At 44.2% G+C, this 26673-nt stretch carries 25 protein-coding genes and 2 tRNA genes; 12 read left to right on the forward strand and 15 right to left on the reverse strand.

Features of this window, described 5'->3' with window-relative positions:
- Window positions 1-47: 47 nt before the first annotated feature.
- Window positions 48-728, reverse strand: a complete 681-nt coding sequence (locus V1358_RS01765) for a DUF445 domain-containing protein (protein WP_347392391.1) — start codon at window positions 726-728, stop codon at window positions 48-50.
- 135 nt (window positions 729-863) lie between these two features.
- Here V1358_RS01765 and V1358_RS01770 point away from each other — a divergent pair, with 135 nt between their 5' ends.
- Window positions 864-1733 carry a fructosamine kinase family protein gene (locus V1358_RS01770; protein ID WP_347389258.1) on the forward strand — a complete coding sequence of 290 codons (870 nt, stop codon included), beginning with the start codon at window positions 864-866 and terminating at the stop codon, window positions 1731-1733.
- 128 nt (window positions 1734-1861) lie between these two features.
- Window positions 1862-2065: a CPXCG motif-containing cysteine-rich protein gene (locus tag V1358_RS01775; protein ID WP_347389257.1), complete on the forward strand. Its 204-nt coding sequence runs from the start codon at window positions 1862-1864 to the stop codon at window positions 2063-2065.
- Here the strand turns inward: V1358_RS01775 and V1358_RS01780 are convergent.
- Window positions 2062-2694 carry a riboflavin synthase subunit alpha gene (locus tag V1358_RS01780; RefSeq protein WP_347389256.1) on the reverse strand — a complete coding sequence of 211 codons (633 nt, stop codon included), beginning with the start codon at window positions 2692-2694 and terminating at the stop codon, window positions 2062-2064. The two genes, V1358_RS01775 and V1358_RS01780, sit on opposite strands and share 4 nt — an antisense overlap.
- 70 nt (window positions 2695-2764) lie before the next feature.
- On the opposite strand from V1358_RS01780, the gene V1358_RS01785 reads away from it, so the two are divergent.
- From V1358_RS01785 to V1358_RS01805, 5 genes are all read left to right on the forward strand, one after another.
- Window positions 2765-4117 carry an MATE family efflux transporter gene (locus tag V1358_RS01785; RefSeq protein ID WP_347392392.1) on the forward strand — a complete coding sequence of 451 codons (1353 nt, stop codon included), beginning with the start codon at window positions 2765-2767 and terminating at the stop codon, window positions 4115-4117.
- The gene (locus V1358_RS01790; RefSeq protein WP_347392393.1) at window positions 4092-5114 is read left to right on the forward strand and encodes a DUF3080 family protein; all 1023 of its coding nucleotides are present in this window, start codon (window positions 4092-4094) and stop codon (window positions 5112-5114) included. Before V1358_RS01785 ends, V1358_RS01790 begins: the two co-directional genes overlap by 26 nt.
- A 113-nt stretch (window positions 5115-5227) precedes the next feature.
- Window positions 5228-5304: transfer RNA gene (locus V1358_RS01795), tRNA-Val, on the forward strand.
- 28 nt (window positions 5305-5332) lie between these two features.
- A tRNA-Val gene (locus V1358_RS01800) sits at window positions 5333-5409 on the forward strand.
- A gap of 460 nt (window positions 5410-5869) precedes the next feature.
- Complete coding sequence (locus V1358_RS01805; protein WP_347392394.1) at window positions 5870-7597, forward strand: SUMF1/EgtB/PvdO family nonheme iron enzyme; 1728 nt, start codon at window positions 5870-5872, stop codon at window positions 7595-7597.
- Between the two features lie 37 nt (window positions 7598-7634).
- On the opposite strand, the gene V1358_RS01810 is transcribed toward V1358_RS01805, so the two are convergent.
- From V1358_RS01810 to V1358_RS01825, 4 genes are all read right to left on the reverse strand, one after another.
- Window positions 7635-9404, reverse strand: coding sequence for a winged helix-turn-helix domain-containing protein (locus tag V1358_RS01810; RefSeq protein ID WP_347392395.1), 1770 nt, complete (start codon window positions 9402-9404; stop codon window positions 7635-7637).
- Between the two features lie 518 nt (window positions 9405-9922).
- Entirely contained in the window at window positions 9923-10480 is a 558-nt protein-coding gene (locus V1358_RS01815; RefSeq protein ID WP_347392396.1) for an LPXTG cell wall anchor domain-containing protein, read from the reverse strand.
- Window positions 10481-10497: 17 nt separating this feature from the next.
- The gene (locus V1358_RS01820) at window positions 10498-11148 is read right to left on the reverse strand and encodes a class D sortase (protein WP_347392397.1); all 651 of its coding nucleotides are present in this window, start codon (window positions 11146-11148) and stop codon (window positions 10498-10500) included.
- Window positions 11149-11298: 150 nt separating this feature from the next.
- Entirely contained in the window at window positions 11299-13326 is a 2028-nt protein-coding gene (locus tag V1358_RS01825) for a methyl-accepting chemotaxis protein (protein WP_347389251.1), read from the reverse strand.
- Between the two features lie 64 nt (window positions 13327-13390).
- Between V1358_RS01825 and V1358_RS01830 the strand changes: the two genes are divergently transcribed.
- Entirely contained in the window at window positions 13391-14332 is a 942-nt protein-coding gene (locus V1358_RS01830; RefSeq protein WP_347392398.1) for an MliC family protein, read from the forward strand.
- A gap of 18 nt (window positions 14333-14350) precedes the next feature.
- Here the strand turns inward: V1358_RS01830 and V1358_RS01835 are convergent, their stop codons facing one another.
- The 3 genes from V1358_RS01835 to V1358_RS01845 form a co-directional block, all read right to left on the reverse strand.
- Entirely contained in the window at window positions 14351-14707 is a 357-nt protein-coding gene (locus V1358_RS01835) for a VOC family protein (RefSeq protein WP_347389249.1), read from the reverse strand.
- A gap of 94 nt (window positions 14708-14801) precedes the next feature.
- Window positions 14802-16469, reverse strand: a complete 1668-nt coding sequence (gene glnS, locus V1358_RS01840) for a glutamine--tRNA ligase (protein ID WP_347392399.1) — start codon at window positions 16467-16469, stop codon at window positions 14802-14804.
- Between the two features lie 85 nt (window positions 16470-16554).
- Window positions 16555-16947 (reverse strand): VOC family protein, encoded by a 393-nt coding sequence (locus tag V1358_RS01845; protein ID WP_347392400.1) that lies wholly within the window; start codon window positions 16945-16947, stop codon window positions 16555-16557.
- 89 nt (window positions 16948-17036) lie between these two features.
- On the opposite strand from V1358_RS01845, the gene V1358_RS01850 reads away from it, so the two are divergent.
- The 4 genes from V1358_RS01850 (at window position 17037) to V1358_RS01865 (ending at window position 23077) form a co-directional block, all read left to right on the forward strand.
- Window positions 17037-17462, forward strand: coding sequence for a CBS domain-containing protein (locus tag V1358_RS01850; protein WP_347392401.1), 426 nt, complete (start codon window positions 17037-17039; stop codon window positions 17460-17462).
- Between the two features lie 82 nt (window positions 17463-17544).
- Window positions 17545-18609 (forward strand): DUF3083 family protein, encoded by a 1065-nt coding sequence (locus tag V1358_RS01855; protein ID WP_347392402.1) that lies wholly within the window; start codon window positions 17545-17547, stop codon window positions 18607-18609.
- Window positions 18610-18845: 236 nt separating this feature from the next.
- A complete protein-coding gene (locus V1358_RS01860; protein WP_347392403.1) occupies window positions 18846-19985 on the forward strand; it encodes an efflux RND transporter periplasmic adaptor subunit in 1140 nt (379 codons plus the stop codon).
- Between the two features lie 2 nt (window positions 19986-19987).
- Window positions 19988-23077, forward strand: coding sequence for an efflux RND transporter permease subunit (locus V1358_RS01865; RefSeq protein ID WP_347392404.1), 3090 nt, complete (start codon window positions 19988-19990; stop codon window positions 23075-23077).
- A 49-nt stretch (window positions 23078-23126) separates the two neighbouring features.
- On the opposite strand, the gene V1358_RS01870 is transcribed toward V1358_RS01865, so the two are convergent.
- The 6 genes from V1358_RS01870 to V1358_RS01895 all read right to left on the reverse strand — a co-directional run bounded on the left by V1358_RS01870 (window position 23127) and on the right by V1358_RS01895 (window position 26671).
- The gene (locus V1358_RS01870; RefSeq protein WP_347392405.1) at window positions 23127-23747 is read right to left on the reverse strand and encodes a TetR family transcriptional regulator; all 621 of its coding nucleotides are present in this window, start codon (window positions 23745-23747) and stop codon (window positions 23127-23129) included.
- Between the two features lie 104 nt (window positions 23748-23851).
- Window positions 23852-24148: a hypothetical protein gene (locus tag V1358_RS01875; protein ID WP_347389241.1), complete on the reverse strand. Its 297-nt coding sequence runs from the start codon at window positions 24146-24148 to the stop codon at window positions 23852-23854.
- A gap of 103 nt (window positions 24149-24251) precedes the next feature.
- Entirely contained in the window at window positions 24252-25190 is a 939-nt protein-coding gene (locus V1358_RS01880) for a hypothetical protein (RefSeq protein WP_347392406.1), read from the reverse strand.
- A 99-nt stretch (window positions 25191-25289) separates the two neighbouring features.
- Window positions 25290-25649: a gamma-glutamylcyclotransferase family protein gene (locus tag V1358_RS01885; RefSeq protein WP_347389239.1), complete on the reverse strand. Its 360-nt coding sequence runs from the start codon at window positions 25647-25649 to the stop codon at window positions 25290-25292.
- 8 nt (window positions 25650-25657) lie between these two features.
- Complete coding sequence (locus tag V1358_RS01890) at window positions 25658-26158, reverse strand: Mpo1 family 2-hydroxy fatty acid dioxygenase (RefSeq protein WP_347392407.1); 501 nt, start codon at window positions 26156-26158, stop codon at window positions 25658-25660.
- 156 nt (window positions 26159-26314) lie between these two features.
- Window positions 26315-26671: a hypothetical protein gene (locus tag V1358_RS01895; RefSeq protein WP_347392408.1), complete on the reverse strand. Its 357-nt coding sequence runs from the start codon at window positions 26669-26671 to the stop codon at window positions 26315-26317.
- Window positions 26672-26673: the final 2 nt, after the last annotated feature.

Consider the following 26673-nt stretch of genomic DNA (forward strand, 5'->3'; position numbering starts at 1 on the left):
TACTGATTCATTGACAAGTACAAAGCCCGCAAATGCGGGCTTTTTGTTTAAAGAATGTGTGCTAAGGCACCAAATAGTCCACCAAATACACCACCCCACACAACTAGCCACCCCAAATGCTTTCTGATCATGGTTTGAATGATTTCTTTGACTAGTTGTGGGGTCAATTCAGCTAAACGCTCCTCTACTAGCAGCATCACTTGCGCTTGCAAGGAATCACTCTCACCTAAGTGTTGCGCAAGCAGAGATTGTGTTTGCTCATTGTTGATAATGTCGTTCATGGCTAAACGCATTTTGCTCGCGAATGGCTCGCGCATCGGCTCCAGAGCTGCTGAGCCGCCAAACATAGCGAGCATAGAACCAAATTGAGACTGCTCAATAACGTCGACTAGTCGGTCAAAAGCTGGTGACATATCCACTTGAGCAATGACTGGTTCAAAGTTTACATGGGCTTCAGCGTTACCCACTTTGGCAAGGTTTTCTGGAGTTAAAAATTGCGTGGCGATTAACTCTTTAATGCCTTGCTTAAAAGCTTCAAACTTTAGTTGCACCACGCCAGATCCATATAGAAAAGGCACTTTTTCAAACAACATATGAATGGCCAGCCAATTTGTTAACGCGCCCGACACAGCGAACAAGCCAATACTCAACATTAAAGGTATTTGTAATAACCAACCTGCTAACGTACACACTAATGCAACCACAGACGTAATACTGCTCATATTCACTTTGAAATACTCCAGTTTTGTAAGTAACTCTGCGATTATTTTAGCGTTATTGCCCTATCCGACAATCAATATTTTGCAGTGATAGATAACTTTGCCATACTTGTTGTACCCATGAGTTATCGATGAATTGTTGTTATGTGGAATACAGTCGCACAATCTTTGAGCAATGCCCTTAACACGCCTTTTGAGATTAAAGATAAGCAACAACTCAGTAATTCTTCTGTGGATCATTTGTTCAAAATATCTGATGGCGCTCAGAATTTCTTTGTCAAAGTCTCCCCTATAGCCGACTTAGAGAGACTAGAGTGTGAAGCGGAGGACTTAGCATTACTCACCAAAGAAAGTTTGTTTATGGTGCCTGATTGCATCTTAACAGGCACCACATTGGACTACAGTTTCAATGTTCTCGAATGGCTCGATTTTGATGACAATGTCGACAACGACTGGGCCAAGATGGGTGAATACCTTGCCCTAATGCACCTAAAGCATGAACAAGGTATGTTTGGTAATGAACGAGACAACTTTATTGGCGCCACAGCACAGCCCAATCAATGGCATAAAAAGTGGGATGTGTTTTTTAGCGAAGATAGAATTGGCTGGCAGCTGCAACTTTTGCACGAGAAAGGGTTTAACCTATGCGATATTGATGCGTGTGTTGAATTCGTAAAAGACGCCCTGCATCATCACCATATTCAACCCAGTTTACTCCACGGTGATTTGTGGCGCGGTAATGTTGGGTTTCATCAGGGGGTGCCATGCATTTACGATCCTGCCTGTTATTACGGCGACCGTGAGGTCGATATAGCCATGACCAAGCTATTCGGCGCCCTACCCAAACGATTCTACGATGCATATGAGGCACATTATCCGCTGCAATATGGTTATGAGACCCGTGAAACTATCTATAACCTTTATCATTTGTTAAATCACGCCAATATTTTCGCAGGCCATTATCTAACGCAGGCAAAAGATACTATTGACGGTCTGATGCGCGAAATGGCTTAATCAGGTCCTTGCGTAAAGTGCAAAAAACTCATCATCATTTTACCCATTTCAGGCCCGTTATAATCGCTCAATCGGCGAATCGAAACTATACTCAATGTGATGTCATTTGATTGTCACACGAGGTAGTTATGAAAGACTACAGTCTACAAAGAATTCTTTGCCCACACTGCGGCCACCACACTTTCGTTGATGTTGATACAAGCTCTGGCGATCAAGATTATTACGAAGATTGCTCGGCATGCTGCAACCCTATCCACGTCAACATGCATATAGACCGAGCGCTTAACACAGTACAATTGCGAATTGACGCAGACGACGAGCAAATTTTTTAAACGCGACCATTTTGCTGCATGTAACGTTGCACTGTTTGCACGATGGTGTAAGTCTGCTGGTCAACTTCTATGTTAAACTGAGTGCCCTGTTGTGCTAGACCAATGTTGGTAATAGCCAAGGTTTCAGGGATTAGATGCAACCAAAATCCTTGCTCAGTAAGTTCACCCACAGTGAGGCTCGCACCGTTGACGCTCACAAACCCTTTGTACAACACGTAGTCGCGCCATTTTTCAGGTAAACTCAAGTGAATACGGCAATTATCCTGCTCGTCAATTCTCTCTAGCACTTGGCTTACGCAATGAATATGCCCAGAGACAATATGCCCTCCCAGCTCGGTGCCGAACGTCACTGAACGCTCAAAATTAACTGCATGTCCAGCCTCTAGTTGACCTAAGTTAGTCAGCGCTAGAGTTTCGTCGATAACATCAAAATGAACTTGGCCGACAACGTCACTGGCTACACTTTCAACTTTTACAACCGTTAAACAACAACCGTTAATTGCGATACTGGCCCCTAAGTCCAAATGTTGTAAATAGTCTTTATTGACGGAGATAACTAATCGCTTTACGCCCTCAACCATTTTCATTGCGACTACATGCGCCTGACATTGGACGATACCTGTAAACATCGTATTTCCTTTTTATGTTGGAACCAACAAGATAGAATAAGCGTTTATCTTATCTGATGTTTTTAAGCATATGAAGTTTTGTTCATGGGAAGCTAGTCGTCTTTTGCGCCTGGCTGCACCTGTATTTTTTGCACAAGTGACGCTAGTGATGATGTCGGTCGTCGACACCATCATGGCTGGCCAAGTCAGCGCGGTCGATTTGGCGGCACTATCGATAGCCACGGGTCTTTGGAATCCTGTCGTATTCGCATTGTTGGGGATTCTAACGGCCATTACCTCTTTGGTGGCACATAGTTTTGGAGCAAAACAAGATCACGAAATTCGCGGCCACTTTCAGCAAGGCTGCTATCTCGCCATTATTTTGTTACTCGGGGGGTTAGCATTAGCACAATTTGCCGATATCGTAATTGATTACCTCGATACCACAGCTCAGGTAAAGGCGCTCGCTCTGGATTACATAGATTATGTCCAATTTGGTCTACCTGGCTTTATAATTTACACCCTGTTACGTAACGTCGCCGAAGGTAAGGCATATACCACACCCGCTTTGTACATTTCGGTTATCGGCTTATTGGTCAATATCCCAGCAAATTACATTTTCATTTACGGTAAATTCGGTATGCCGCCTTTAGGAGGCGCAGGCTGTGGTGTGGCAACCGCTTTGGTAATGACGGCTATGGGCTTATCTTTGCTCATCTACAGCTTTTTGAGCAAAAGGCTCAATGGTCAAACCCTATTCAGTGCATTTTCCCGTCCGCAGATAAAAGCAATTTGGGTGCAAACAAAACTTGGTGTACCTATCTCTTTAGCGATATTTTTTGAAGTCACCTTATTTGCCTGTATCCCTCTGTTTATTGCTACATTGGGACCTATCGCTGTTGCTGGTCACCAAGTAGCTGCGTCGGTTACAACCTTGTTGTTTATGTTGCCTTATAGTCTTTCAATGGCCGTAGCTATCCGTTTTGGTAACCTATATGGACAACAAGACTTTGTGGCGCTTAAGCGCTGTTTAGGTACGAGCTTCTTACTTGCCATTGCTATCGCCGTGTTTGTCGCCGCTATTACCTATGCATTTAGATACCAAATAAGCAGTTTATACAGCGACAATCCCGAGGTTATTGCCTTAGCCACTAGCATAATGGTGCTGGCTTGCTTCTACCAACTACCTGACGCATTACAAGTGGTGAGTAGCGGTATGTTGCGGGGTATAAAATACACCAATCCAATTTCTTACATCACTTTTATCTCGTATTGGCTAATTGGGTTTGCGTTGGGCTATGTATTAGGCCGAACGGACCTGATTGTTGAGCCAATGGGACCACAAGGATTTTGGCTTGGCATCATAGTTGGACTATCCTGTGCAGCAGTGATGTTAATTTTCACTCTACGGAGAAGACTTGCTCAAGCCCCTTTTAATTTTTAGTACCGTGATGATGTTGGTAGGTTGTGCCGAGCAACCTACTGATGTTCATGAAGAGTATCGTCATAGACTCGCCAAGTTTGTGTCCATAGCGCAAACTTCAGATGTTGCTCTTGAGTCATGGCCACAATTTGACTACAGCGAACTAGCACCATCAACGACAATTAGCCTTATTCAACTTGGTCAGCTCAACCATTGTCAATTGGCTGGACATATAGCATCGCACAACAATCAACTTGGTAAGGTCGCCACACCTAGTGAGCTATTTAAATATCACATCCGCTTTATTCAGCTCGTCGAGCCCTGCCTCAAACACCCCAAAACAATCCATTTGAATACTGATTTAAAGCAAGCACTTGCCGATGCACGCACGCAAAAGGTGCATATGGCATCGGTATATTTTAATAATATACTTGCTCGTGAGCCTGAACTGACGCGAATGACGACTCTCTCTGCATCCCAGTTAGGCTTTGAAGAACAAGCAGGAAAAGTACAAAGCCAAGAAGCTTTGGAATTACTAGCTCAGATTGCCGATAACATTGAGGCTGAAAATTTCAACGCTATAGACCCAGTTGAGCTCACTGCCGCGTTGAGTTCACTCAACAACAACGACTATGTAAGAAAACTGCTCACTTCAACGCGGGCACATATTGCGCTCAACAATGCCCTCACCCTTGCCTTAGAAGACATCAATATTAGTGAAAATATTTGCCCACCGAACCGTGCCAATAGCGACACTGTGATACTGCATAACATTTTCAATATGTTTTATATTAAACAGTTGCAACCCTATCAGGCACACCTATCCGGGGATTTGCAACGACTCACCCCATTGTTAGCGAGAATTTGGCAGTTTATGCCTGATACAGATAATCCAAAGACCCGCGTCTTTGGCTCGATACAAAGAACTTCACTTTTACAACAACTAAAACAGGCAAGCAAAAATCATGTGCTGTGGTGGCAAAACTTCTACAAACAGTGTGATATAAAACCGGTGTGAATAAAAAAAAAGCAAACAATCATGAAATTAGCTAATTAGGCTTGCTAAGGGTTTGCTCTCACTATATATTACACGGCGTTGTTAAAGAGCAATGAGCGCTTTAGTAACTCAGTACGACCGTAGCTCAGTTGGTTAGAGCACCACCTTGACATGGTGGGGGTCGGTGGTTCGAATCCACTCGGTCGTACCAATTCTTAAAAATACATCTCGTATTCTGTACGACCGTAGCTCAGTTGGTTAGAGCACCACCTTGACATGGTGGGGGTCGGTGGTTCGAATCCACTCGGTCGTACCAAAACATTCCTGTTTTGTTCCAATAATTCAACTACATAAAATCATCTAGTTAACTTTCTTGATTGCCAATCACAGTGACCAAAATGCAATTTTTCAATTTGGTATAGAGTTAAACTTCGATTGAAAACAACAGACACATTCATTAATTAAGATGTTATCGGCCCCTTATCACAAGGCCAATTTGTAATTTGTGACCATTCAGTGACCAAACCTACACCCTTTGTTACAAGAGCAAACGGTGCTAATTTTGGGAGAAAGGTCAAAAAACAAAGTCAGAAATGTGTGCCATGCACTGTATTTTCAGTTTCATATTCGCTCTTTCAATCAGGTTGGACACTGAAAAATAAGCCTCAACATATTGAAATATATAACTATATTTTTAATAGAACTATTTTAGGTAACTGTTAAGACGGCGAATATCTTTCCCCTTAGAGTAGTGAAAAACAACCTAAGGAAGTCCAATGTTAACTAGAAAAAATGCCAGTCTGGCTTTCATCACTCCATTGCTATTGTCGATATTTACGACCTCGCTTGATGCTAAAGACTATATTATTCCGCCGATGGTCACTATCCCTGCGGGAACATTTATGATGGGTGCTGAAGGCGGCGATCCAGCAATAAGCCCTATGCACTCTGTTGCAGTTGATGCTTTTCAGATGAGCAAATATACCGTTACCGTTGCAGAGTTTAGAAAGTTTGCTGAAGATACTGGCTTCACGAGAGATGCGACATGTAATGATTCTATCGATAGGGATGGATTACGTGGGCCGACCCACCAAGGCAGTGGCAGATGGGACAACCACAGGAGTAGCTACAGTGATTACCAACCCGTTGTATGCATAAGCAGAGAAGACGCTAATGCTTATGCTGCCTGGCTAAGCGATAAAACAGGCCATAGCTATCGTTTACCGACAGAAGTAGAATGGGAGTATGCAGCAAAAGCAAACACCTCGACTCGCTTTTTCTGGGGCAACGATCCAACTTTGACGCAAGCATGTAAATACGGAAATTTTGCAGATTTTACCGGTGAATATACCAATAATACCCGTTATGGTCTGAGTAATATCGGGTTTGTTGGTATGGTCAACTGCGATGATGGAGAGGCATATAACGCGATTGTTGGCCTTTATCGACCTAACCCTTTTGGTCTGTATGATATGTCCGGAAACGTTGCTGAGTACTTAAACGCCTGTTATGACCCCAATGGATACAGCATCAACACTAAATTAACTGACGAAAACTGTGAATATACTGCCCACCGAGGCGGCACATGGCACTACCCTGCTGCGCCCACATCAACCCGAGGACGATTTAAAAAGTCAGGTTGGAATGTCGACAATAATATTGGATTCAGGCTCGTCATGGACACAGATACGGTGGTCAGCTCTCCTTCAACCGCAACGTTTGAAATTCAATTAAAGCAAGCACAATTAAAAAGATTATCACAGAGAGCTCGCTTAATACCAGCTCCTGACTCAGTCCACTTGGTGAGTCAGAGTGACGGCAGTTTCATCCTCAATTGGACGCCTGTAAAGGACGAGCGTATATCGGGTTACGCTATATACCGCTCAACATCCACACTCGCACACCTATACGGTGGAGACTATCGCGAACATTACGAAAAAATCAAAACAGTACCGGCACATCAGTTTTCTGCGCAGGTAGTCTTACCTAGTGAAGGAGGAAGTTTACGTGTTGTTGCTCTTTCAAATAACGGTTCGAGTTTACCGAGCCCAAAAGCCATCGCTATTTCTGCTCAAGAGGTGGTGACTGTGCCTGGGCACTTTGATATGAGGCATGCCGCTGAACTTGATAATGTCTTTATGTATTACTTTCCAAAGACTGACACTAAACCAGAAGCCTATAACGTATTCAAAACCAATAAAAATTTTGACCAAACAGAAGTGAGTATCAGATTCAACGCTTACATTGCAAAGTCGGGTTGGTATTACCTAAATTACAGTGGGCGTAGCTTCGAACAAGGTGAGTTTTTTAAGTTATGGCAAGGTAACCGACTCGCAGGCATAGTAGAGTTTAACTCAGAGATAGATGACAAAAAATCGGAGCGCCATAAAGTTTATCTTGATGAAGGCGAACACACTCTAGAAATAACTGTATTGCGCACCAAGTTTGACCGATGGGGATTAGGCTGGCTTAAGTTTACTGAATCGCCTCTAGAGAGACCATAAATTAAGTTTAAAAGCAAAGCCGATTTTGGGCAGTCTCTCAATGACTGCCTTGACGAATCAACTCCCAATCGCGTCTATTTTGTTCTCTCCAGCGGTTACTCGCATGTTGATTAATATACATGATCAATTCATTAGATTCAGAATGGGTCAGAATATCTCCCTGCTGCAATAAAAGTAGCGCCGCATCAAGGGCGTCAACTTTATGATGGTCGAGCTTTGCAACCCTAAAGGCATTTTTCGCTTTGCTAACTCCGTGCGCAATATTTTTTTCTGCAAGGCTAATACGTGCTTGACTGAGTAATTGAAACGACTCCCTTTGCCATGGCCTGATAGTTGCACTTGCCGCTAACCAATTTTGCTCGTCGATGAAGTAATCTCGCACAGCGTTCGCTGCGACATAAAAATATTGCTCATATTGCAACGAAAAAGGTCTACTCAAAATATTCTCATAGTGTGACAAACGTTGTTCTTTTGATTGCGACATCCAGGCTGCTGTTTTGTCGATTTGTGTTTGGTGGACTCTCTCAAGTTGATGAAGCTTCATCAATTCATTAGCAAAGCCAACTTGTGCGTATGAAAGCTCAGTCAATCCAGCTTTGGAAGCCATAAATGCTTGGTTCAGGTGTGCTGTGAATTCAAGCAATGGTTCATTGGCGCTTCTTGCTCGACTAGCCGCTTGATTGAGTACCTGTATACCTTGTCGAAAAGATTGCTTTGCAAGGTGAACCCATGCCGCTTCAATAAGTGCCTGTGCTTCAAGTTGCGCTAAATTTAAGGTTTTAAAAATGGCCAGAGCCTTTGTGATACTCTCTTGTGCGGTATCATCATCTCTATTCCAAGAGCTTATCTGTGTCTTTAATAAATACAACAGCCCTTTTCTCAGCATTGAAGGGTTTTCAGTTAGCAACTGTTCTATCAATGTATTGGCTTTGTCGAAATCACTGAGTTGAAAGAGTAGTTTAATTCGCTGTGTACTGACTAATTCGTAACTCTGAACATCGTCGTTTAAAGTCATTAACTCAGCAAGTGCCGTATTGGCTTTCGATGCTTCAAAGTAACGACTTGATGATAACTGAGTTAGCAAATGCTCAAGCTTTGACATGGCCTCAATTCTGCTATTACCTAACAGATAATCTTGCCATCCACGTTCAGCGCCTTGAATGTGAAACCTCAGCGCCACTTGCTGACCGACAGCATAAAACTTTGTCCCAATCAGCAATTGGTTGCGCTCAGACGTGTGCTTTGCCCATAAGACATCGGGTGAGTCAAACAGTGCTTGGGGGCTACCTGATACCGATATTATTTTTCCACTTTTCAAGGATTGCCCTGCATTAATCAACTTAATGCCCAAAGGCGCTACAGTACTGCGTGTATTCTGATCGTGCGTTATAAGTACAAATGACATCAATGACAAGCACAAAAGCGACAATCCGAGCGCTACGATATAGATAGCCTTTTTATTACTTGTATATAGAGATAAAAGTTTTGACTTATTAATAGCAGTGCTAGGCGAGCTATTTTTTAACACACATTCTGGAGCTTCGATCGGTTCTTCAACAATAGTTGCAGACAACTGCCATTGATAACCTTTTTTAGGGAAGGTTTTAATTGCATCATCACCAAACTTAGCTCTCAAGTAGCTTATATTTTGAAAAACCACTTGCTCTGTTACAACACGGTCTGCCCAAACTATCTCAAGTAGAGAAGATTTGGTATGAATCTTATTCGGCTCTTTTAAAAACAAACGCAGCAATTGTGCAGGCTTCTCACTAAACGGAATAACCTGTTCACCCCTGGAAAGAAGCATTTGTTCGCAATCAAATTTAAAACCGTTGAAACTAAATATCATGTGGCAATCGGGGGATTATTTATTATCAGGCTGTTATCAAAATAAGGTGAAAAGCATGCCTCATATCCTAGCAAATAGCTAGCTCGATAATTCACTTTAAAGGGGGTAGACACTCATCCGAATATTGCTAGCGAGTTGGAATATCTCTTGTTGGCTAGGTGCAATAAAATTACATCCAGTTAAGTAAACTAAAGCAAATACTAATTCCGATGTTGTCGCCCGGCAAATACTAGTTAGCAATAGCTATTAGCGAGTCAACGTGAAGATAAAGAAAGAGGGATGATCTGGATAGTGCCATTTGCGCTCATGGCAACGCCCTGCTGAGGGTTGAGCAACGCTCTTGTAAGCGTTAGCGAAGCACGACCAAGATTAGCGGGAGAAAGTTTGAATGTCTGTTCTTCGCTTCAATCCGTCGTGCTAATTTCCCAAATAAAAAAAGGCCCCCTTAGAGACCTTTAATCATCAAACAATTAAAATTAATCTTCTTGTCTTCTGCGTACAAACATAACCATCGCAAGCAATAACGCTATCGCGCCTGCGATACCCGCATAGTGGATATTCGATGCAGTTTTAGGCAATGCCGGTTCTTCTTCTACTTCAACAATTGCAATTTCAACGACTTCTTCTGGTTCTTCAACACTCACAAAGGCCCAGCGATCGCTTGGAATGTACACCGAAATGTCTTGGTAAGGCGCCAATTCATTCCACGAAATTTGATCGCCACTGTTGGTTTTGACTAATAAATTGTCGCCGCCTTTAACATGGTGGATTGGACCCAAGCTATCGTCACTCATGCGCAGTTGTAGACGCACTCTGTCGAGCGTGTCTTTTTTACCGATACGAGCGACCACTTCGGTATAGTACTTACCATTTCGTTCAATAACAGCGCGACAAGCATCAGTAATTTCAGGGAAATTATCTGTCACAGCATCAGCGTAAACAACATCACTACAACCTTGCTCTGCTGCTTGTACAGCCCCTTGAGACATCAAAATCGCAGCCCCAAGCGCTGCTGCTTTAACGTATTTTCTCATTTTACTCTCCTTGAGTTTTATGTATGGTTTTTACGTGCAGTTACTACAAATCTATATGGCGCGTTACCCACAAAATAAAATGGGTAGCAGGTAATGAGTGTCAGCTGCTTATCTCTACTGTGTGCAAGCACTGAAGTATCCTCTGGCGTCACGACTTGTGTGCCAGTTACTGTGTATTGTTCAAGACCAGACGTTGTGGTGACGGATACAACATCGCCTTTGCGAATATCTTTTAAAGGCCTAAACCAAGAATCGCGATGTGCTGCGATGGCAATATTGCCATTAGGATCGGTAATTTCAGCAGTCGAAGGCAACCAACCAGCTCCGATATCTAACTGCTCTTCAGTCGTACCTGTAAAAACGGGGACTTCTAGCTGTAATCTTGGTACAGCAATGAGTGCCAGCGGGACTTGCGACTTTTCAGCATTGTTAAAATCAGCGAGCGCTTCTTGTGACCAAAGTGCTACCGATTTTGGCAACTCATGGTCGTAGTCGATTTCATCTGTAGTGGCTACTTTTTCAGTGTTAACGACTCGCTGCTCAAATGACTTGATCGCTTTGTCTGCACGTACACTGTTAGCCCACAGGGTCGATGAATAATACAGCAAGGAAGAAACAGCGAAGAACCATAATGATCCCTCAATTAACGCAAAAGCATACTTCTTCACGTTTGTCCTCGAATTGGTTAAAGTTTCTGATTTATATCCAGATTTAAATCTAGTACCAATGTAAGGAAAGTCAAACTAAAGGTGAATTGGGAACATGAAAGTTTTGAATGTCATAAAAACAAAGGCCCCTCATAGTGAGGGGCCGAAATATTATAACTTAAATTGACTCACGGTTGCGTTGAGTGATGAGGCAAGCCCGTTTAAGTCACTCGCTTCTTTGGCAAGTACATCAGCATGATTTGCTGTGCTGTTAACAAGTTCATTAATCGCATTGAGGCTGGTGTTAATATCCTCTGCAACGATACTTTGTTGCTCAGTGCTGGTCGCTATTTGGTGGCTTTGATCCAGTACATTGGTCACAGCCTCGCTGATCTGCTGCAGCGATTCCATGACAGCTTGGGTTTGCGTCACAGAGCTTTGCGCTTGAGCCTGTCCCTGCTGCATCATTTCTGAGGCTTGCTCAGCAATACGTTGCAGGTTGTCAATCATGGTACGAATATCGTCAGTGGACTCTTGAGTTCTGCTAGCCAGCGACCTCACCTCATCTGCCACTACAGCGAACCCTCGACCTTGCTCGCCCGCCCTCGCCGCTTCTATCGCCGCGTTTAGGGCCAATAAGTTGGTTTGCTCGGCAATGCCATTAATTACATCAATCACAGCGCCGATATTGTTTGTTTCCTGAGCCAAACCAGTCACCACTTGGGCAGCTTCGCCAATATGTGCCGCCAACTCACCCATTACGATTTGCGACTCGCTCGATTGCATGCGCCCTTGCTCGCTGATGGTCTGTACCGAACCGGCAGCATCGTTGGTGTGCTGCGCATTACGTGAAATTTCAGTCACCGTAGAGGCCATCTCTGTGACTGCAGTGCTGACGCTATCAACTTGCATTTTCTCTTTTTGAATTTCGCTATTCGTTTCGCTCGACACTTGTTGTAAATAACTCGCAGCTTCGCTTAATTGTTTTGCTTGCTCTGCAGTTTTCAACATTAAGGTACGCAGCTTTTCAATAAAGGTATTAACGTGTTGTGCAAGCTGACCTACTTCATCATTACTGTGGATCTCGATTCTGCGAGTTAAATCGCCCTCACCAGACGCAATATCACGCATAATGTGGGTCAATGATGTGATTGGTTTTGCCACTAGATGTGTTACCCAAAAAATCATTGCCACGATAATGGCAAGAATAAGGATCACCGCTAATGAAGCGCTCATCACAGCATCATTAACTGGTTGCTCAATCAAGCTGACTGGAATAAGGACACCAACATGCCAATCGATAACGGGCTTTTCTAATTTAAGCGCATCGAATACCACATAAAACTCTTGGCCTTTAAGGGTAACTTTTTTGATCCCTTGCGGCTGACTAGCAATCGCTTTATTCAGTTCAGTAAAGCCACTGGTATCGGTAAATTGTTGCTCTAGTGCACTGAGGTTATCTTTGCCATCGCCTTCATCAGTGATTGATAACTTGTGGCCCGTTGATTTCGAAAGGTGAACAACATTCAAATCACTATCCAGTAAGAAGCCGTAACCTTGGCCTTGGAAAGTAATATCTTCTACCATGTCTTTAATGGCATTAATTTGCAGATCTACACCACCGACGCCCACAAGTTGGCGCTGCTCATTATAAACTGGTTGCTGCACAACAGCAGAAACATCGCCAGTACTGATATCTACAGAAATCGCACCTACATATAATTGGCCTTTACTCATGGCATCTTGCCACCATGGACGCTCATAAGCGTAATAGGGCTGACCATCCGCATAGGCTGAGGTACGTTCATTTTCCTTAAAATATTCACCCGTTTTTGCTGATGCAAAAAAGGCCGATAGAATATTGCTATCTTTAGAGCTTATACGCTCAAAATCTTTATTAATAAGGCTGTAGTCAGCTCGTGCGCTCAAGTTGGAGCCACGTTGGTCGTAATCTTCAAAAAAAGCAATGAGTGACGGATTGGTGATATAGGTTTCAACAACACGCCCATACTGTGAAAAGAAGGATTGCATCGACAACCGTTCAGCTTCTAGGTAATTCTGCGCTTCTCTCTCTATACTGTTTCGAGATAGATCAGCAATATTGTTGATGAAAAATGCCGCTACTACGACCATTAAAAGACTGAGAGTACCGCCTATGAGCAGCAGTATCTTCTTACGTAAAGAGAGATTATTGAACATATTCAACTCATTGTTATTGTTTTATCTTGTATCAAAACACATCCAAAACTTGGGTGCTACCGTTATGAGATACAAAACTGAACAAGCGGTCAATATTCAACCAATGCATACCGATTTACATTCACAAAACGTTAAGTACGAAAATGTACAATGTGGCAAATTTTCTCCGCCAACCCTTAAGTTTGTAATGAAAAGGCTTGTTTTTTTAACCTTATTAGCCGGCATTGCCGCTTGTCATACCCTTCCTGAAGAACCCCAAAACCAGGTTCCCCAGGAGACAGCGGCAACGATTGGTAACACTTGTTCGTTAGCTACACTCACACAAATTGAGAGGCAAGTATCAAGCCAAGATGCATTGGGTCATGGTCCTGACATCGGTTCAGTGGAGTGGGCTTCGAGTATTGAACACAGACTCGGAATTAAAGAGCACAATAACAAGCCGCCCATGTTATCCGCCGCATGGTGTGGTTACATCGAGCAGTTACACAGCAATTCACCTAGCTTTGCCTGCGTAGAGCCACTGAGCCAAGTTGAATCGGCTATTTGTGCCTCCCCGGAATTAGCAGCACTGGACAATAAACTCGCTGACATCTTTAAGCGCGCGCTTCAAAGCGTAAATGGCACCGATGCGGCAACGCTCAAAGCAGTGCAACGTGGGTGGGCAAAAGGACGAGATGAATGTTGGAAATCTGATAATTTAGACGCGTGCACGCGTTCAAGCTATCAACAGCGAATTGATGAAATCCAGCTTGAATATTCCCTATTGAGCCCGACTTCGACTCAGGCCTTCCAATGCGGCGAAGACAGAGTCGATGTGCAGTTTTTTAGCACGACACCTGAAAAAATTCTGGTTAAAAAAGGCACTCTACGTTGGCTAATGCACCGACTTGAATCAGCAAGTGGTGCAAAATACCAAGGTAGAAATGAAATGTTTTGGCTCAAAGGTGACACGGCTATCGCGCAATGGCAGTTTGAAGGCCAAACGTTTTCGTGTACTAAAATATAGCTTGATATTAGCGGTGGGTTATTTGTCTGACCACACCGCAAATTCATTTCCACTGGGTTCGATAAAATGAAAACGTCGCCCACCCGGAAATGCAAATATCGCCTTGTTGATCACCCCACCACTTTGCTCAACCTTGGTCTGAGTCTGCTCCAAAGTTTCACTGTAAAACACCAATAGCGCTCCCCCTTGCTCAGCTACACTCGCTTTATCATTGTAATAAAAGCCACCATCAAGCCCTGCACCGCTAAAGGCTGTATATTGTGGCCCATAATCGGTGAATTGCCACGAAAATGCCTGCTCAAAAAATGCTTTTGTCGCAGCTAAGTCCTGCGCAGAGAATTCCACGTAGTTGAGTTTATTGTGATGTTCTTGCATGTCCCTGTCCCCAAAGTTGGTTGTATCGTCATAATCTAGCAGAAAAAAAAAGAGCATCACTAGGATGCTCTTTTCTATTTAGTTTAATCGAGGGTTAGTCCTGATTTTCAATCTTAGCCCAAGAATCACGTAGGCCAACAGTTTGGTTGAATACCAAATGCGCAAAGTGATCATCACGGCAGAAATAACCCGTACGCTCGAACTGATATCCTTCCAACGCCTTCGCATCAGCAAGACTCGGCTCCAACTTAGCGTTGGCTACAATTTTAAGCGAGTCAGGATTTAATGCATCGGCAATCTCATCTGCAGAGCCAGGATTCGGGATATTGAACAAACGGTCATACAAACGTACTTCCGCTTCAATACAATGACTTGCACTTACCCAATGAATAACGCCTTTTACTTTGCGCCCATCTTCTGGGTTCTTGCCTAAGGTGTCTGCGTCATACGTACAGTAAATAGTTGTGATGTTACCGTCAGCGTCTTCTTCAATGCGCTCAGCTTTGATCACGTAAGCGTTACGTAAACGTACTTCTTTACCAAGAACTAAACGCTTGAACTTCTTGTTCGCCTCTACACGGAAATCGTCACGCTCAATGAATACCTCACGTGTGAAAGGTAGCTGGCGCGAGCCCATTTCTTCCTTGTTTGGATGATTTGGTGCGTCAAGCATTTCAACCTGATCTTGCGGGTAGTTTTCAATCACAATGCGAACTGGGTCAAGCACTGCCATTGCGCGAGCGGCATTTTCGTTAAGATCATCACGGATACACGCTTCAAGCATGCCCATCTCAACTAGGTTGTCTTGCTTAGTAACACCGATGCGCTTACAGAACTCACGGACTGACGCTGGCGTATATCCACGACGACGTAAACCTGCGATGGTTGGCATACGAGGATCGTCCCAACCATCAACATGACCATCAACAACAAGTTGATTAAGCTTACGCTTACTCATCATGGTGTATTCAAGGTTCAAACGCGAGAACTCGATTTGTTGTGGATGACATTCAATACTGATGTTATCCAACACCCAATCGTATAGGCGGCGGTTGTCTTGGAATTCAAGTGTACACAACGAATGAGTAATGCCTTCTAACGCATCACTAATACAGTGTGTGAAGTCGTACATCGGGTAAATACACCACTTGTCACCTGTTTGGTGATGGTGAGCAAAACGAATACGATAGATAATAGGGTCACGAAGCACCATGAATGAGCTTGCCATATCGATTTTGGCACGCAACACACACTCACCTTCTTTAAACTCACCGTTTTTCATTTTCTCGAATAACGCTAAGTTCTCTGCTGCAGGTGTATCACGGTAAGGGCTATTTTTACCTGGCTCTTTTAATGTACCACGGTACTCACGCGCCTGATCTGGCGATAAGAAACATACATAGGCTAAGCCTTTGCTGATTAGCTCAACCGCATAGTCATATAGTTTATCGAAGTAGTTCGATGAATACTGAATATCGCCGTCCCACGAGAAACCTAACCACTGAACGTCTTCTTTAATAGAATTAACGTAGTTAATGTCTTCTTTTTCTGGGTTAGTATCGTCAAAACGCAGATTACATAAACCTTGGTAGTCTTGTGCTATACCAAAGTTCAAACAAATTGATTTTGCGTGGCCGATATGCAGAAAACCGTTTGGCTCTGGCGGGAAACGTGTGTGTGTTTGTTGGTGTTTACCCGACGCCAAATCTGCATCAATAATATTTCGAATAAAGTTCGATGGGCGATTTTCAATCTCCGCCATTGGGATACTTTCCTCTGAATTCTACGTGGCTTTAAACCAAGTCATTATGACAAAATCTGCCGTTAACATACAGCTTTTAGTAAGGTCAAACCAGCTTTAATTCAAGGGTATTGCCATCTGGGTCGAGAATGTACACAGAACGACCAAATCCAGTTGCACCGTAACGGGTTTCGAACTTAAGCGGCTGCATCACATTGCAACGTCGTAAATGGCGAAACACCGCTGGCTCGCTGGCTGCTGTGATTTGCAGACACACATGAGCAAGTGGCGACTGCTCGTAATTTGGCTCGCCGCCACTATCAAGAGAACCTTTAGTGGATAAAATATCTATTAATGCGCTACCCGCTCTTAGCTGATACAGCCCTTCCTCATCGAGTACGCGCTCCAACTGCGCCCCCAGAACACCATGATAAAATTCTACTAACCGCTCTACATTTGAAGTACGCAACACAATGTGATCAATACCTTGTAATTGCATTAATTCCTCCACGCTTGATTAAAAACAATACCTGATTAGATTTAAAAGGTTAGCGTAAAAATTAATTTAACCAACAGCGAGATGACGATATGCACTTATCCACTGCGGCAAACATAATGACCACTGATTTGGTTACCATCGCGCCAGATGCAACACTGCACCAGGCGCATGAAGTGATGCGTGAACACAATATTCGCCATATTCCAGTGGTCGGCGAAGACCAGCAATTACTCGGCATGCTCACGCAAAAAGTGATGATTGCTCAGGTTATGAAAATAATTTCTGTGTTCGGCGCGTCAGCACTGGAGCGAAAGGAAAAGCAAACTTTGGTGTCTGAAATAATGTCGACAGACTTCGACTCTGTAGCGCCACAAGAACCTCTCATTGATATTGCCAAGTTCTTCTTAACTAATCGTCACGGTTGCATGCCCGTCGTCAGCGATGACAAGCTTGTTGGTTTACTTACGTCGTCAGATTTTGTGAGATTATGTGTGTCGCTAATGGAAAAGTCATAAAAGTTTAATCTAGCGCAACATAGTTGACATTTAACCACTCTAAAATTGCCGCCATAAATATACCAAGGAACAAGGAATAATTATGGCTTCTCAAACTCAACACCGTGTCTACATTCCAACGAATGCACGCGCGAATCAATATATTCTCGCAGAATTCAAAACCGACGATGCGTTTTATGAGTGTTTTAGTGATTGTAAAAGCGCTCATGAACGTATTGCTCGCCAACTGTTTGCGCTGTGCGACGAAGCAGACCTATACAATGTCCACATGCTCATTAACGACAAATTGCCGATAGTGCGTTTCCATGAAGAGTCTTACTGTTTGGAAACCAAACGTCAGCAATTGTTCTTCTATAACCCACGTTATCATGAGGCGCACTCAGTACATGGTGATGCTGACCAAAAAGCACGTAAGGTGCGCTTTTTGTTCTTAGCCACCGGCGAGGACATTCGCGCTAATACTGCGGATTTCCACGCGCGTGTCACCAAAGTTTTAGACACCTTACAAGAACAACTACCGGTTAAAAACTTGCAATTTAAAGTACGCGACCACCAGCACCTCACTTATGATATTTTTGCTCGTGCCAAAGGCCACAAAGAAAGCTATGGCTACAAATTACGTGCGTTAGACTCACGTTACGAAGCTCGTGGCTGCAATCTTCCACAGCACAAAGACTTAACCTATGCGCGTTTTACCCTACCTTTGACGCGCCAAATCAAAACCCACTTGCTGGATAATCAATACGAAGACTACTCGAAACTGTATGCCCGTATTGAAGACAGTTTCTTAAGCGCATGTGAGGGTAAAAAGCTACCGCGCCGCGCCATGGTAGCCAATGGCCGTACACCGCTTATCCGTCATCGTGATATTGATACCAGTGCCCACAATGAAGAACTGGAAAAACTCAGCTTCCTGCCAAGCGTAGACACTACCCAAAACTACGTGATTTATGATGGTTCTAAGTTGGTTGAAAGTATCGACTTTATCATCGTTGCGGGGAACGAAGACAAGCATGATATGGGCTATGGCCGATTTATGAACCAAGTTGAAAGTGTTATTAAGTCTTTGTGTACAGCTTTACACGTCAATGCCGAGCGACAAGACATTAACACCCGTTTCTACCAACACCTAAGTTACACGCGCTAATATAAATCACGGCAAATTACCCATCCATAAAGGCCACTAACGTGGCCTTTATTTTATCTTATAATCGCGTGCACATTCAGATCAAAGATGTGTAAAACCACTTTGCTAAAAACAATTATTTTAAGCGAAATTACATAGAGTTACATGTAAACGACATTGTTTACCTTGATAACATACATTCATGTATGTATATTGCTGAGTTATTGATCTAGACGTCGTTCTTAAAAAGGTATGATATGAAAGCAAAATCGCTGATTGCATTAAGTCTTGTCGCTGCTTTTAGCTTAACTGGGTGTGACAGCGCACCCGCGCAAGCTCAAGTAAGTGCTGCCCCGCAACCTATTCCCGTTGAGGCAATTACTCTCACCCCAAAAGCTGTTGATACACATACTGAGTTAGTGGGCCGCACGGTAGATTTTCGACAGGCAGAAATTCGCCCTCAAGTCAGTGGTATTTTGCAAACACGCCTTTTTGATGAAGGTCAAATGGTCGAAAAAGGCGAGTTACTTTATCGCATCGACCCTGCCCCATTTGAAGCAGCGCTTGCCAGCGCAAAGGCATCGCTGGCAAAAGCACAAGCATCGGTAAAAAACACCGAAAGCCGCGCTGCACGGATTAAAAGCTTATTAGGCACCAACTCGGTAAGTAAACAAGACTATGACGATGCCCATGCCAATGCTTTGCAAGCACAAGCGGACTTAGCAGCAGCAAAGGCGGCGGTAATGAGCGCACAAATCAACCTAGATTACACCGCGATTCGCGCACCGATTAGCGGGCAAATTGGTCGCTCAGCGGTGACAGAAGGCGCATTGCTCACAGCCAATCAAGCGAGCGCTTTGGCGACCATTCGCCAACTCGATCCTATTTATGTTGATATGACTAAAGCGGCATCTAAGTTAGCTTCATTACGAAAAGCCATTACCACGAACAGTAAAGCCAACGCAGATGCGCCTGCAGTGCAACTGCAACTTGACGATGACATGTGGTACCAACACACAGGTAAATTGCAATTTTCCGAAGTCAGTGTTGACCCATCAACCTCTATGGTGACCATGCGCGCAGTGTTTCCAAATCCAGATGGTGAGCTGTTACCGGGGATGTTTGTACGCGCCAAGTTAGGCTTAGGTGTACAACAAAACGCCATAGCGGTGCCACAAAAGTCAGTGGTGCGTACGCCAAAAGGTGAAGCAACTGTAATGGTGGTTGATGGTAATAACCAAATCCAAGTGCGTATCGTGGAGCTTGGTCAGCAAGTTGGTTCTGAATTCTTAGTTACTGCAGGACTCAATGCAGGCGACGTAGTGGTTACCTCCGGACTGCAGCGTATTCGCCCGGGCGCACTCGTTTCGGTTGCTGCTAATTCTGAGGGAGCGTAAATATGGCAAATTTCTTTATTAATCGCCCCATATTCGCGTGGGTGATTGCAATTGTCATTATGTTAGCGGGGCTACTGTCGCTAAAACAATTACCTGTTGAACAATACCCTCAGGTTGCGCCACCGGCGGTGACAATTACTGCAAACTACCCGGGGGCGACTGCACAAACCGCTGAGAATGCGATTACTCAAGTTGTAGAACAAGCCATGAATGGTATTGATAACTTGATGTATATGTCGGCACAAAGTGATTCAAACGGTAACGTAACGCTAACTTTGACGTTTGAAACAGGCACTGACCCAGATATCGCCCAAGTACAGGTGCAAAATAAGCTACAACGTGCCATCCCATTACTACCCCAAGAAGTGCAGCAACAAGGCGTTGCTGTCGCCAAATCAAGCGGCAGCTTCTTGATGGTAGTTGGCTTCATTTCTGAAGATGGTTCAATGAGCCGTGAGGACTTAGCTGATTACGTTGTATCTAACGTGAAAGACCCAATTAGCCGCACCGCGGGAGTTGGTAACGTCACCGTGTTCGGCAGTCAATACGCGATGCGCATTTGGCTCGATGCCAACAAGCTCAATGAATATGGCCTCACGCCAACAGACGTCACTAGTGCGATTCGCGTGCAGAATAATCAAGTGACTGCCGGACAACTGGGCGGCGCCCCTGCTCTGCCAGGTCAGCAATATAATGCAGCGATAACAGCACAAAGCCGATTGAGCAGTACCGAAGAGTTTGGTCAGATTCTACTGCGCGTCAATGCCGATGGCTCTCGGGTACTTTTGCAAGATGTCGCACGTATTGAATTAGGTGGCGAAAACTACGCGGTAATGGGTCGTTATAACGGCATGCCTGCGACTGGTTTTGCCATTGAATTAGCAACCGGCGCCAATGCCTTAGATACTGCACAAGCGGTAAAAGATCGTCTTGATGAATTATCTGCTTATTTCCCAGAAGGTTTGAAAGTCACCATCCCCTACGACACCACGCCATTTGTCGAAGTGTCGATTAACTCCGTAGTACAAACCTTATTTGAAGCGGTACTACTTGTGTTTGTAGTGATGTATCTGTTTATGCAGAACTTCCGTGCAACACTAATTCCTACGCTAGCTATTCCTGTTGTACTGCTAGGCACCTTTGGGATCATGGCTGCACTGGGCTTTTCAATAAATACTCTCACCATGTTTGGTATGGTTTTGGCCATCGGCTTACTCGTTGATGATGCCATTGTTGTGGTTGAAAACGTTGAGCGCGTAATGAGCGAAGAAGGCTTAGGCCCAGTGGAAGCTACACGTAAATCGATGAGCCAGATCACCGGTGCACTGGTTGGTATTGGTCTCGTGCTTTCTGCAGTATTTGTGCCGATGGCATTCTTCGGGGGTGCGACAGGCGCAATCTATAAGCAATTCTCGATCACTATTGTCTCAGCCATGGCACTGTCTGTATTAGTGGCGATTGTTTTCACACCAGCACTGTGTGCAACAATTCTAAAGCCCGTAAGCGCAAATCATCATCAAAAAGGTGGGTTCTTCGGTTGGTTCAACCGCAGCTTTGATAAGAGCAATGAGCAATATGGTAAAGCCGTGGGTGGCCTACTCAAACGACCTGTGCGCTCAATGGCCTTATATGGCGTCATTGTCGCAGTTATGGCGTTGATGTTTGCCCGTCTGCCATCATCATTCTTGCCTGAAGAAGACCAAGGTATTTTCTTGACCATGGTGCAATTGCCAAGTGGTGCCAGCCAAGAGCGTACAGAAGACATCATGACGCAAGTTGCCGATCATTATGCTACTGAGGATGCTGTAAGCTCAGTGTTTACCGTTAGCGGTTTTAGCTTCGCAGGTCAGGGACAAAATGTTGGTTTGGCATTCACCCGATTAAAAGATTGGGATGAGCGCGATGACAACCAAAGTGTGCAAGCTGTTATAGGCCGCGCGATGGGCAAGTTCTCTACTATTAAAGAAGCGCAAATTTTCGCATTCAACCTGCCTCCGATTGTCGAACTTGGCCAAGCAACTGGTTTCAACATGTTCCTACAAGACCGCGGTGGTCTCGGCCACGAGGCTCTGTTGCAAGCTCGCAACCAATTTCTTGGTATGGCGGCTGGACGCCCAGAACTAATGGCGGTTCGTCCCAACGGTATGGAAGACGCAGCACAGTTACAAGTTGATATCGACCAACTGAAAGCCCAAGCTTTAGGGGTCTCAATCGGTGAAATCAACCAAGCATTGTCTATCGGTTGGGGCTCAACTTATGTTAATGACTTCGTCGACCGTGGGCGCGTTAAAAAAGTCTTTGTGCAAGCTGATGCTCAGTTCCGGATGACACCAGATGATTTAAGCAAATGGTATGTGCGCAATAACCAAGGGCAAATGGTGTCGTTTGACAGCTTTGCTAGCAGCCGCTGGGTGTATGGTCCACAGCGACTAGAGCGTTACAACGGTATTTCTGCGATGGAAATCCTTGGCCAACCTGCACCGGGTTATAGTTCGGGCGACGCCATGGCTGTAGTAGCTGAACTAGTCTCACAACTACCCGATGGAATCGACTTTGAGTGGACAAGCACCTCGTATCAAGAAAAGATGTCTGGCTCTCAGGCGCCGTTTCTCTATGCCCTGTCTATCTTAGTGGTATTCCTCTGCTTGGCAGCGCTTTATGAGAGTTGGTCTATTCCATTCTCGGTGATACTCGTGGTTCCCCTTGGCATCATTGGTGCGTTAAGTGCGGCATTCTTATTTGGATTGCAAAACGACGTGTACTTTCAAGTAGGGCTACTTACTACCATGGGCTTAGCATCTAAAAATGCGATTTTGATTGTCGAGTTCGCGAAGGATTTACAACAACAAGGCTTGGATGTGATCAAGGCCACACTTGAGGCAATTCGTCTGCGTTTGCGCCCAATCATTATGACCTCATTGGCCTTTTCATTGGGTGTATTGCCGTTGGCAATTAGTTCAGGAGCGGGCTCGGCAAGTCGAAATGCCATTGGTATTGGTGTTCTTGGAGGGATGGCCACTGCGACCTTCTTAGCAATATTTTTGGTACCAGTGTTCTATCTTGTCGTGCAAAAGCTGTTTGTAAGAAAGTAATTGCGTAGCCATTAAAAGCCGAGTTTATCTCGGCTTTTTTATCATTTTGCTATCCTTGCTTTGCCAGCCCAATAAATAATGTATCGAGCAAGGTATCAAGTTGCTTACTTAAAGATATAAACCCTGGGTGCTGCAAAAATTGACTCAGTAATCCACCGACAAGCGCATTAAGCGCTATCGCTGCATCTTGAGGCGTAATTGCTTCATTCAATTCACCGTTATCCGCAGCGCGGGTAAAAGCCATGGTCAGATTTTCAACCACTTCTTGATTCAGTTGATCTTGTTGCACAACAACTGGATTGAGCTCCTCTATGTATTCGCATCGGTGAAAAACAATCGTCAACACGCGATAATACTGAGGGTCTTCCTCAACAAGGACCATCGCTCGCTTCATTACATCTTTTATCTGCGCTAACGCGCTTTGCTCATTAGCTTGTTCTAGTTCACCAAGCATTTGTCGAAACGGCAGGTGGATGCGCTCAAGCATCGCGTTAAACAAGTCTGTTTTATTGGCGAAGTGCCAATAAATGGCGCCTCGTGTTACGCCCGCTCGTGATGCAATATGAGATAAGGTGGTGCAGGATACGCCATTGTCGAAAAATTGGTGTTCCGCAGCATCTAAAATAGCTGCCCTAGTCTGCTCTGCTTCTGCTTTACTGCGCCTTGCCATACGAAAACCTAAGATGGATTAGTCGCTGATTATATTAACATAATTGTTACTAAAAGCAGCGGTACAGCATGGCTAATTAGCTACTGTACCGTTCAAAGAGGAGATTATTTCGGTTGCTTAAGAATTTTATAAAGTAAGTCTATTCGCTTATCAACTCGCTGGCATTCAATGATCATTGACCCACCCGTACTTAAAGCAAGGATCAACAGTATGTAAATAATGGGCTGTTCGCTGGCCTGCGGATATTGCCAGTAGATAAAACCGAGCAATGCCATACTACTCAACAAATATGAAAGCCATCGCCATTTGCTCGGTCGCAGTCGCGCAAACTCTTTTATCAACGCGTCTTCACGTTTCATTTCTTGGTAGACAACATTTGCGTTTGCTTGATGTTCCTTCATAATCTTCCCTGTTAAATTATCGTCAGCGATACAAGAGATAACGTACCGATTAAACTACAAATAGCAAAAGTACACCTCTTTTACCAGTTTAACCTGAGCTTATCTACTCAACCACAAAATGCATATTCATCGCTGCTGCATTGATTTCAGAAATCCACAAGTACTCGCCTTTTGCCAAATTCACCGTGATATAGCCGTGCTTACCCGCAGACATGTGCTCGAGCCCACCCAAGAAAGTCACAGGCGCTGGCGCTCTTAGGCCACCGACATTGGTCCAGTCCATCCAATAATAAAGGGCCTGCAAGTCTGTATCTTTATCAACTTTTGCAAGGTTAATGTCGTAAGGCATAAATCCCGCTGGCTGAGAGTTGATATTAACCTTGAAGGTATGCGTACCCGCACTGAGTGTTTTAGGGCCTTCGATGCCTGCATCTGAGATAGTTAAGACATGATCTTGTGTCACCGCAATCATACGTGCCTTGGCACTGGCTTCGGTTTTTTCAATCACGTTAATTTGATGCAACATGCCCATGAGGGTGTGCCATTTACCATCGGGCGACTTAACGTAGCACTCCAATAAATAGGTGCCTGCTTTATCAATATTAAATGTCGCTTGCACAGAATGCCCAGGAGATAGCATTGCAGCGCCGCCGACCCAGGTCATTTGTAAGCCCCACTCAGGAACGTTATTTTCAAAAAATGGGCCTATGTCTGCCTTTGTTAATGAGCCGTCACGCAGGCCCTGCATTAAAGGGTCAAATACCGGGGCTACATATTTGAGTTGGTCATCTATGGTTTTGCCATCAACAAGGCGGTACATGGCGACGAAATGGGCTTGAGAACCAGTGTTGGCGAACTCAAATGTCGTCCATCCCGTGTACAGGGTACTTGGGGCGTTGATGCGGTATTCGTCAGTAGACACATTAACGAGCTGTGCTTGCACAGGTTCACTAACCGTTTGTTCTCCCAGCGCTAACGCTTTAAAACTCGCAAAAAACACTACAACAACGACGAAATAATGGCGTAAACAAAATGAGCGCATGCTAATTCCCCAGTTACCAAACAAGCTCTTGGGAGTAAGCCTAGTCAACAGCGCTATTTTAGCAATGACAGCGTTGACACAGGGCGCACCAGATACACTTTATCCCTTCAGCCTGCGTGACTCAGTCTCGGCGCACACATATACCCACGCCTGTTGTGTAGACACAAACTGCCCCAGTACACGTGTGTATTGGGCTACTTCATAGCTGTCAGACTGCGTTAGTTCCGCTTCGCTTAGAGTGAAAATTGTTCCCTCAACTCGATCTTTGGCGTCACCCGTATACCTTAAGATCGGATGTACCTCTTTGCCACTGGTCTTGACGACCTCAGGATCCGTAATTTTGAGTTCGCCAAGAACATACCCTAGCAATGTGTCTTGGGTGCCATGAAGTAATCGACCAAAAGTTTGTAGCTGTACTTGCGGCAATTGAAGAGTGCCGTATGAAAATAGTTGATGCATTTGGGTCCTTAACGCACTTTTCCTGCAATTTGCTCTATATCTTGTGCTAAGTCCTTGTAAAGGCCAAGCATAAATAACAATTCAACCACCACAAACAAAGGGCCAATAATTAAACCCATTAAATCATCAACAAACGCAGGCTTTTTGCCTTCAAAGTAATGACCAATAAACTGAAACACCCAGCCTATGACGAATAATCCAACACCCCATACCAACCAGGTAGGTGTGCCCATTGCCGCAATTGGCGCAGCGCACAGTAGGCCAATACTCATTAACACCGTCATGATCAAACCCAACGAGATGGATAAAAACAGGTAATACACGCAAGTTATGGAAACGACTATTAATGCCGGGGTTAAGGTCAATGCTTCAAGATTAATCGAAGGTTTTGAGAGTAATATAATCAAAGCGTACACAATCATCGGAATGCCAACAAAATGCGTGTAGATATTGCGCCTGTCACGATGATAATGCGCATAGGTACTCAGTTGTGTGAGGAGTGATTTCATAGTCAATATTCTTGTTGTAATTATTTGATTGTTTTTCAGTTTAGAATAAAAACTCCACAAAGCCTACATTGAACCAATTATCAATCTAAATGCGTATCATCATCGCAACAACATATAATTTGAGGTGTTCAAGAACAGTGAAGCTAAAACATAGCACTAGTGTTTGAGTGCTTTGAATTGAAAATAACTGTGGATAATGAGCACCAAAAGTGTTGCTCCTATTAATGCGGCCATTAGGTGATGAAGCACTAAATGAGCGGCGATGAAGGTTGCAACATCTTCAATGGAATCGATAAAAAAGAGTTTAATCACTAATGCGACATAAACACTGATGTGTAACCACAAAGCGCTCGTATAAATACGTTTGGCGCGCATGTGCACAAAGGGTTGCGGACGCGCGATATTAAGTTTGAGCAATATCAACGCCAATAAACTCACCATCACGCTGACTAACCCTAATCCCAAAAATGATGTTTTCACTAATACAAACGCAAGAATCACATACAACCACATCG

The sequence above is a fragment of the Pseudoalteromonas pernae genome (assembly GCF_039831865.1).
Classification (GTDB): Bacteria; Pseudomonadota; Gammaproteobacteria; order Enterobacterales; family Alteromonadaceae; genus Pseudoalteromonas; species Pseudoalteromonas pernae.

Coding starts and splice junctions, on each gene's coding strand:
- V1358_RS01770 (WP_347389258.1), top strand. CDS start 864: ATGTGGAATACAGTCGCACAATCTTTGAGCAATGCCCTTAACACGCCT.
- V1358_RS01775 (WP_347389257.1), top strand. CDS start 1,862: ATGAAAGACTACAGTCTACAAAGAATTCTTTGCCCACACTGCGGCCAC.
- V1358_RS01780 (WP_347389256.1), bottom strand. CDS start 2,694: ATGTTTACAGGTATCGTCCAATGTCAGGCGCATGTAGTCGCAATGAAA.
- V1358_RS01785 (WP_347392392.1), top strand. CDS start 2,765: ATGAAGTTTTGTTCATGGGAAGCTAGTCGTCTTTTGCGCCTGGCTGCA.
- V1358_RS01805 (WP_347392394.1), top strand. CDS start 5,870: ATGTTAACTAGAAAAAATGCCAGTCTGGCTTTCATCACTCCATTGCTA.
- V1358_RS01810 (WP_347392395.1), bottom strand. CDS start 9,404: ATGCTTCTTTCCAGGGGTGAACAGGTTATTCCGTTTAGTGAGAAGCCT.
- V1358_RS01815 (WP_347392396.1), bottom strand. CDS start 10,480: ATGAGAAAATACGTTAAAGCAGCAGCGCTTGGGGCTGCGATTTTGATG.
- V1358_RS01825 (WP_347389251.1), bottom strand. CDS start 13,326: ATGTTCAATAATCTCTCTTTACGTAAGAAGATACTGCTGCTCATAGGC.
- V1358_RS01830 (WP_347392398.1), top strand. CDS start 13,391: ATGAGATACAAAACTGAACAAGCGGTCAATATTCAACCAATGCATACC.
- V1358_RS01835 (WP_347389249.1), bottom strand. CDS start 14,707: ATGCAAGAACATCACAATAAACTCAACTACGTGGAATTCTCTGCGCAG.
- glnS (WP_347392399.1), bottom strand. CDS start 16,469: ATGGCGGAGATTGAAAATCGCCCATCGAACTTTATTCGAAATATTATT.
- V1358_RS01845 (WP_347392400.1), bottom strand. CDS start 16,947: ATGCAATTACAAGGTATTGATCACATTGTGTTGCGTACTTCAAATGTA.
- V1358_RS01850 (WP_347392401.1), top strand. CDS start 17,037: ATGCACTTATCCACTGCGGCAAACATAATGACCACTGATTTGGTTACC.
- V1358_RS01855 (WP_347392402.1), top strand. CDS start 17,545: ATGGCTTCTCAAACTCAACACCGTGTCTACATTCCAACGAATGCACGC.
- V1358_RS01860 (WP_347392403.1), top strand. CDS start 18,846: ATGAAAGCAAAATCGCTGATTGCATTAAGTCTTGTCGCTGCTTTTAGC.
- V1358_RS01865 (WP_347392404.1), top strand. CDS start 19,988: ATGGCAAATTTCTTTATTAATCGCCCCATATTCGCGTGGGTGATTGCA.
- V1358_RS01870 (WP_347392405.1), bottom strand. CDS start 23,747: ATGGCAAGGCGCAGTAAAGCAGAAGCAGAGCAGACTAGGGCAGCTATT.
- V1358_RS01875 (WP_347389241.1), bottom strand. CDS start 24,148: ATGAAGGAACATCAAGCAAACGCAAATGTTGTCTACCAAGAAATGAAA.
- V1358_RS01880 (WP_347392406.1), bottom strand. CDS start 25,190: ATGCGCTCATTTTGTTTACGCCATTATTTCGTCGTTGTTGTAGTGTTT.
- V1358_RS01885 (WP_347389239.1), bottom strand. CDS start 25,649: ATGCATCAACTATTTTCATACGGCACTCTTCAATTGCCGCAAGTACAG.
- V1358_RS01890 (WP_347392407.1), bottom strand. CDS start 26,158: ATGAAATCACTCCTCACACAACTGAGTACCTATGCGCATTATCATCGT.
- V1358_RS01895 (WP_347392408.1), bottom strand. CDS start 26,671: ATGTGGTTGTATGTGATTCTTGCGTTTGTATTAGTGAAAACATCATTT.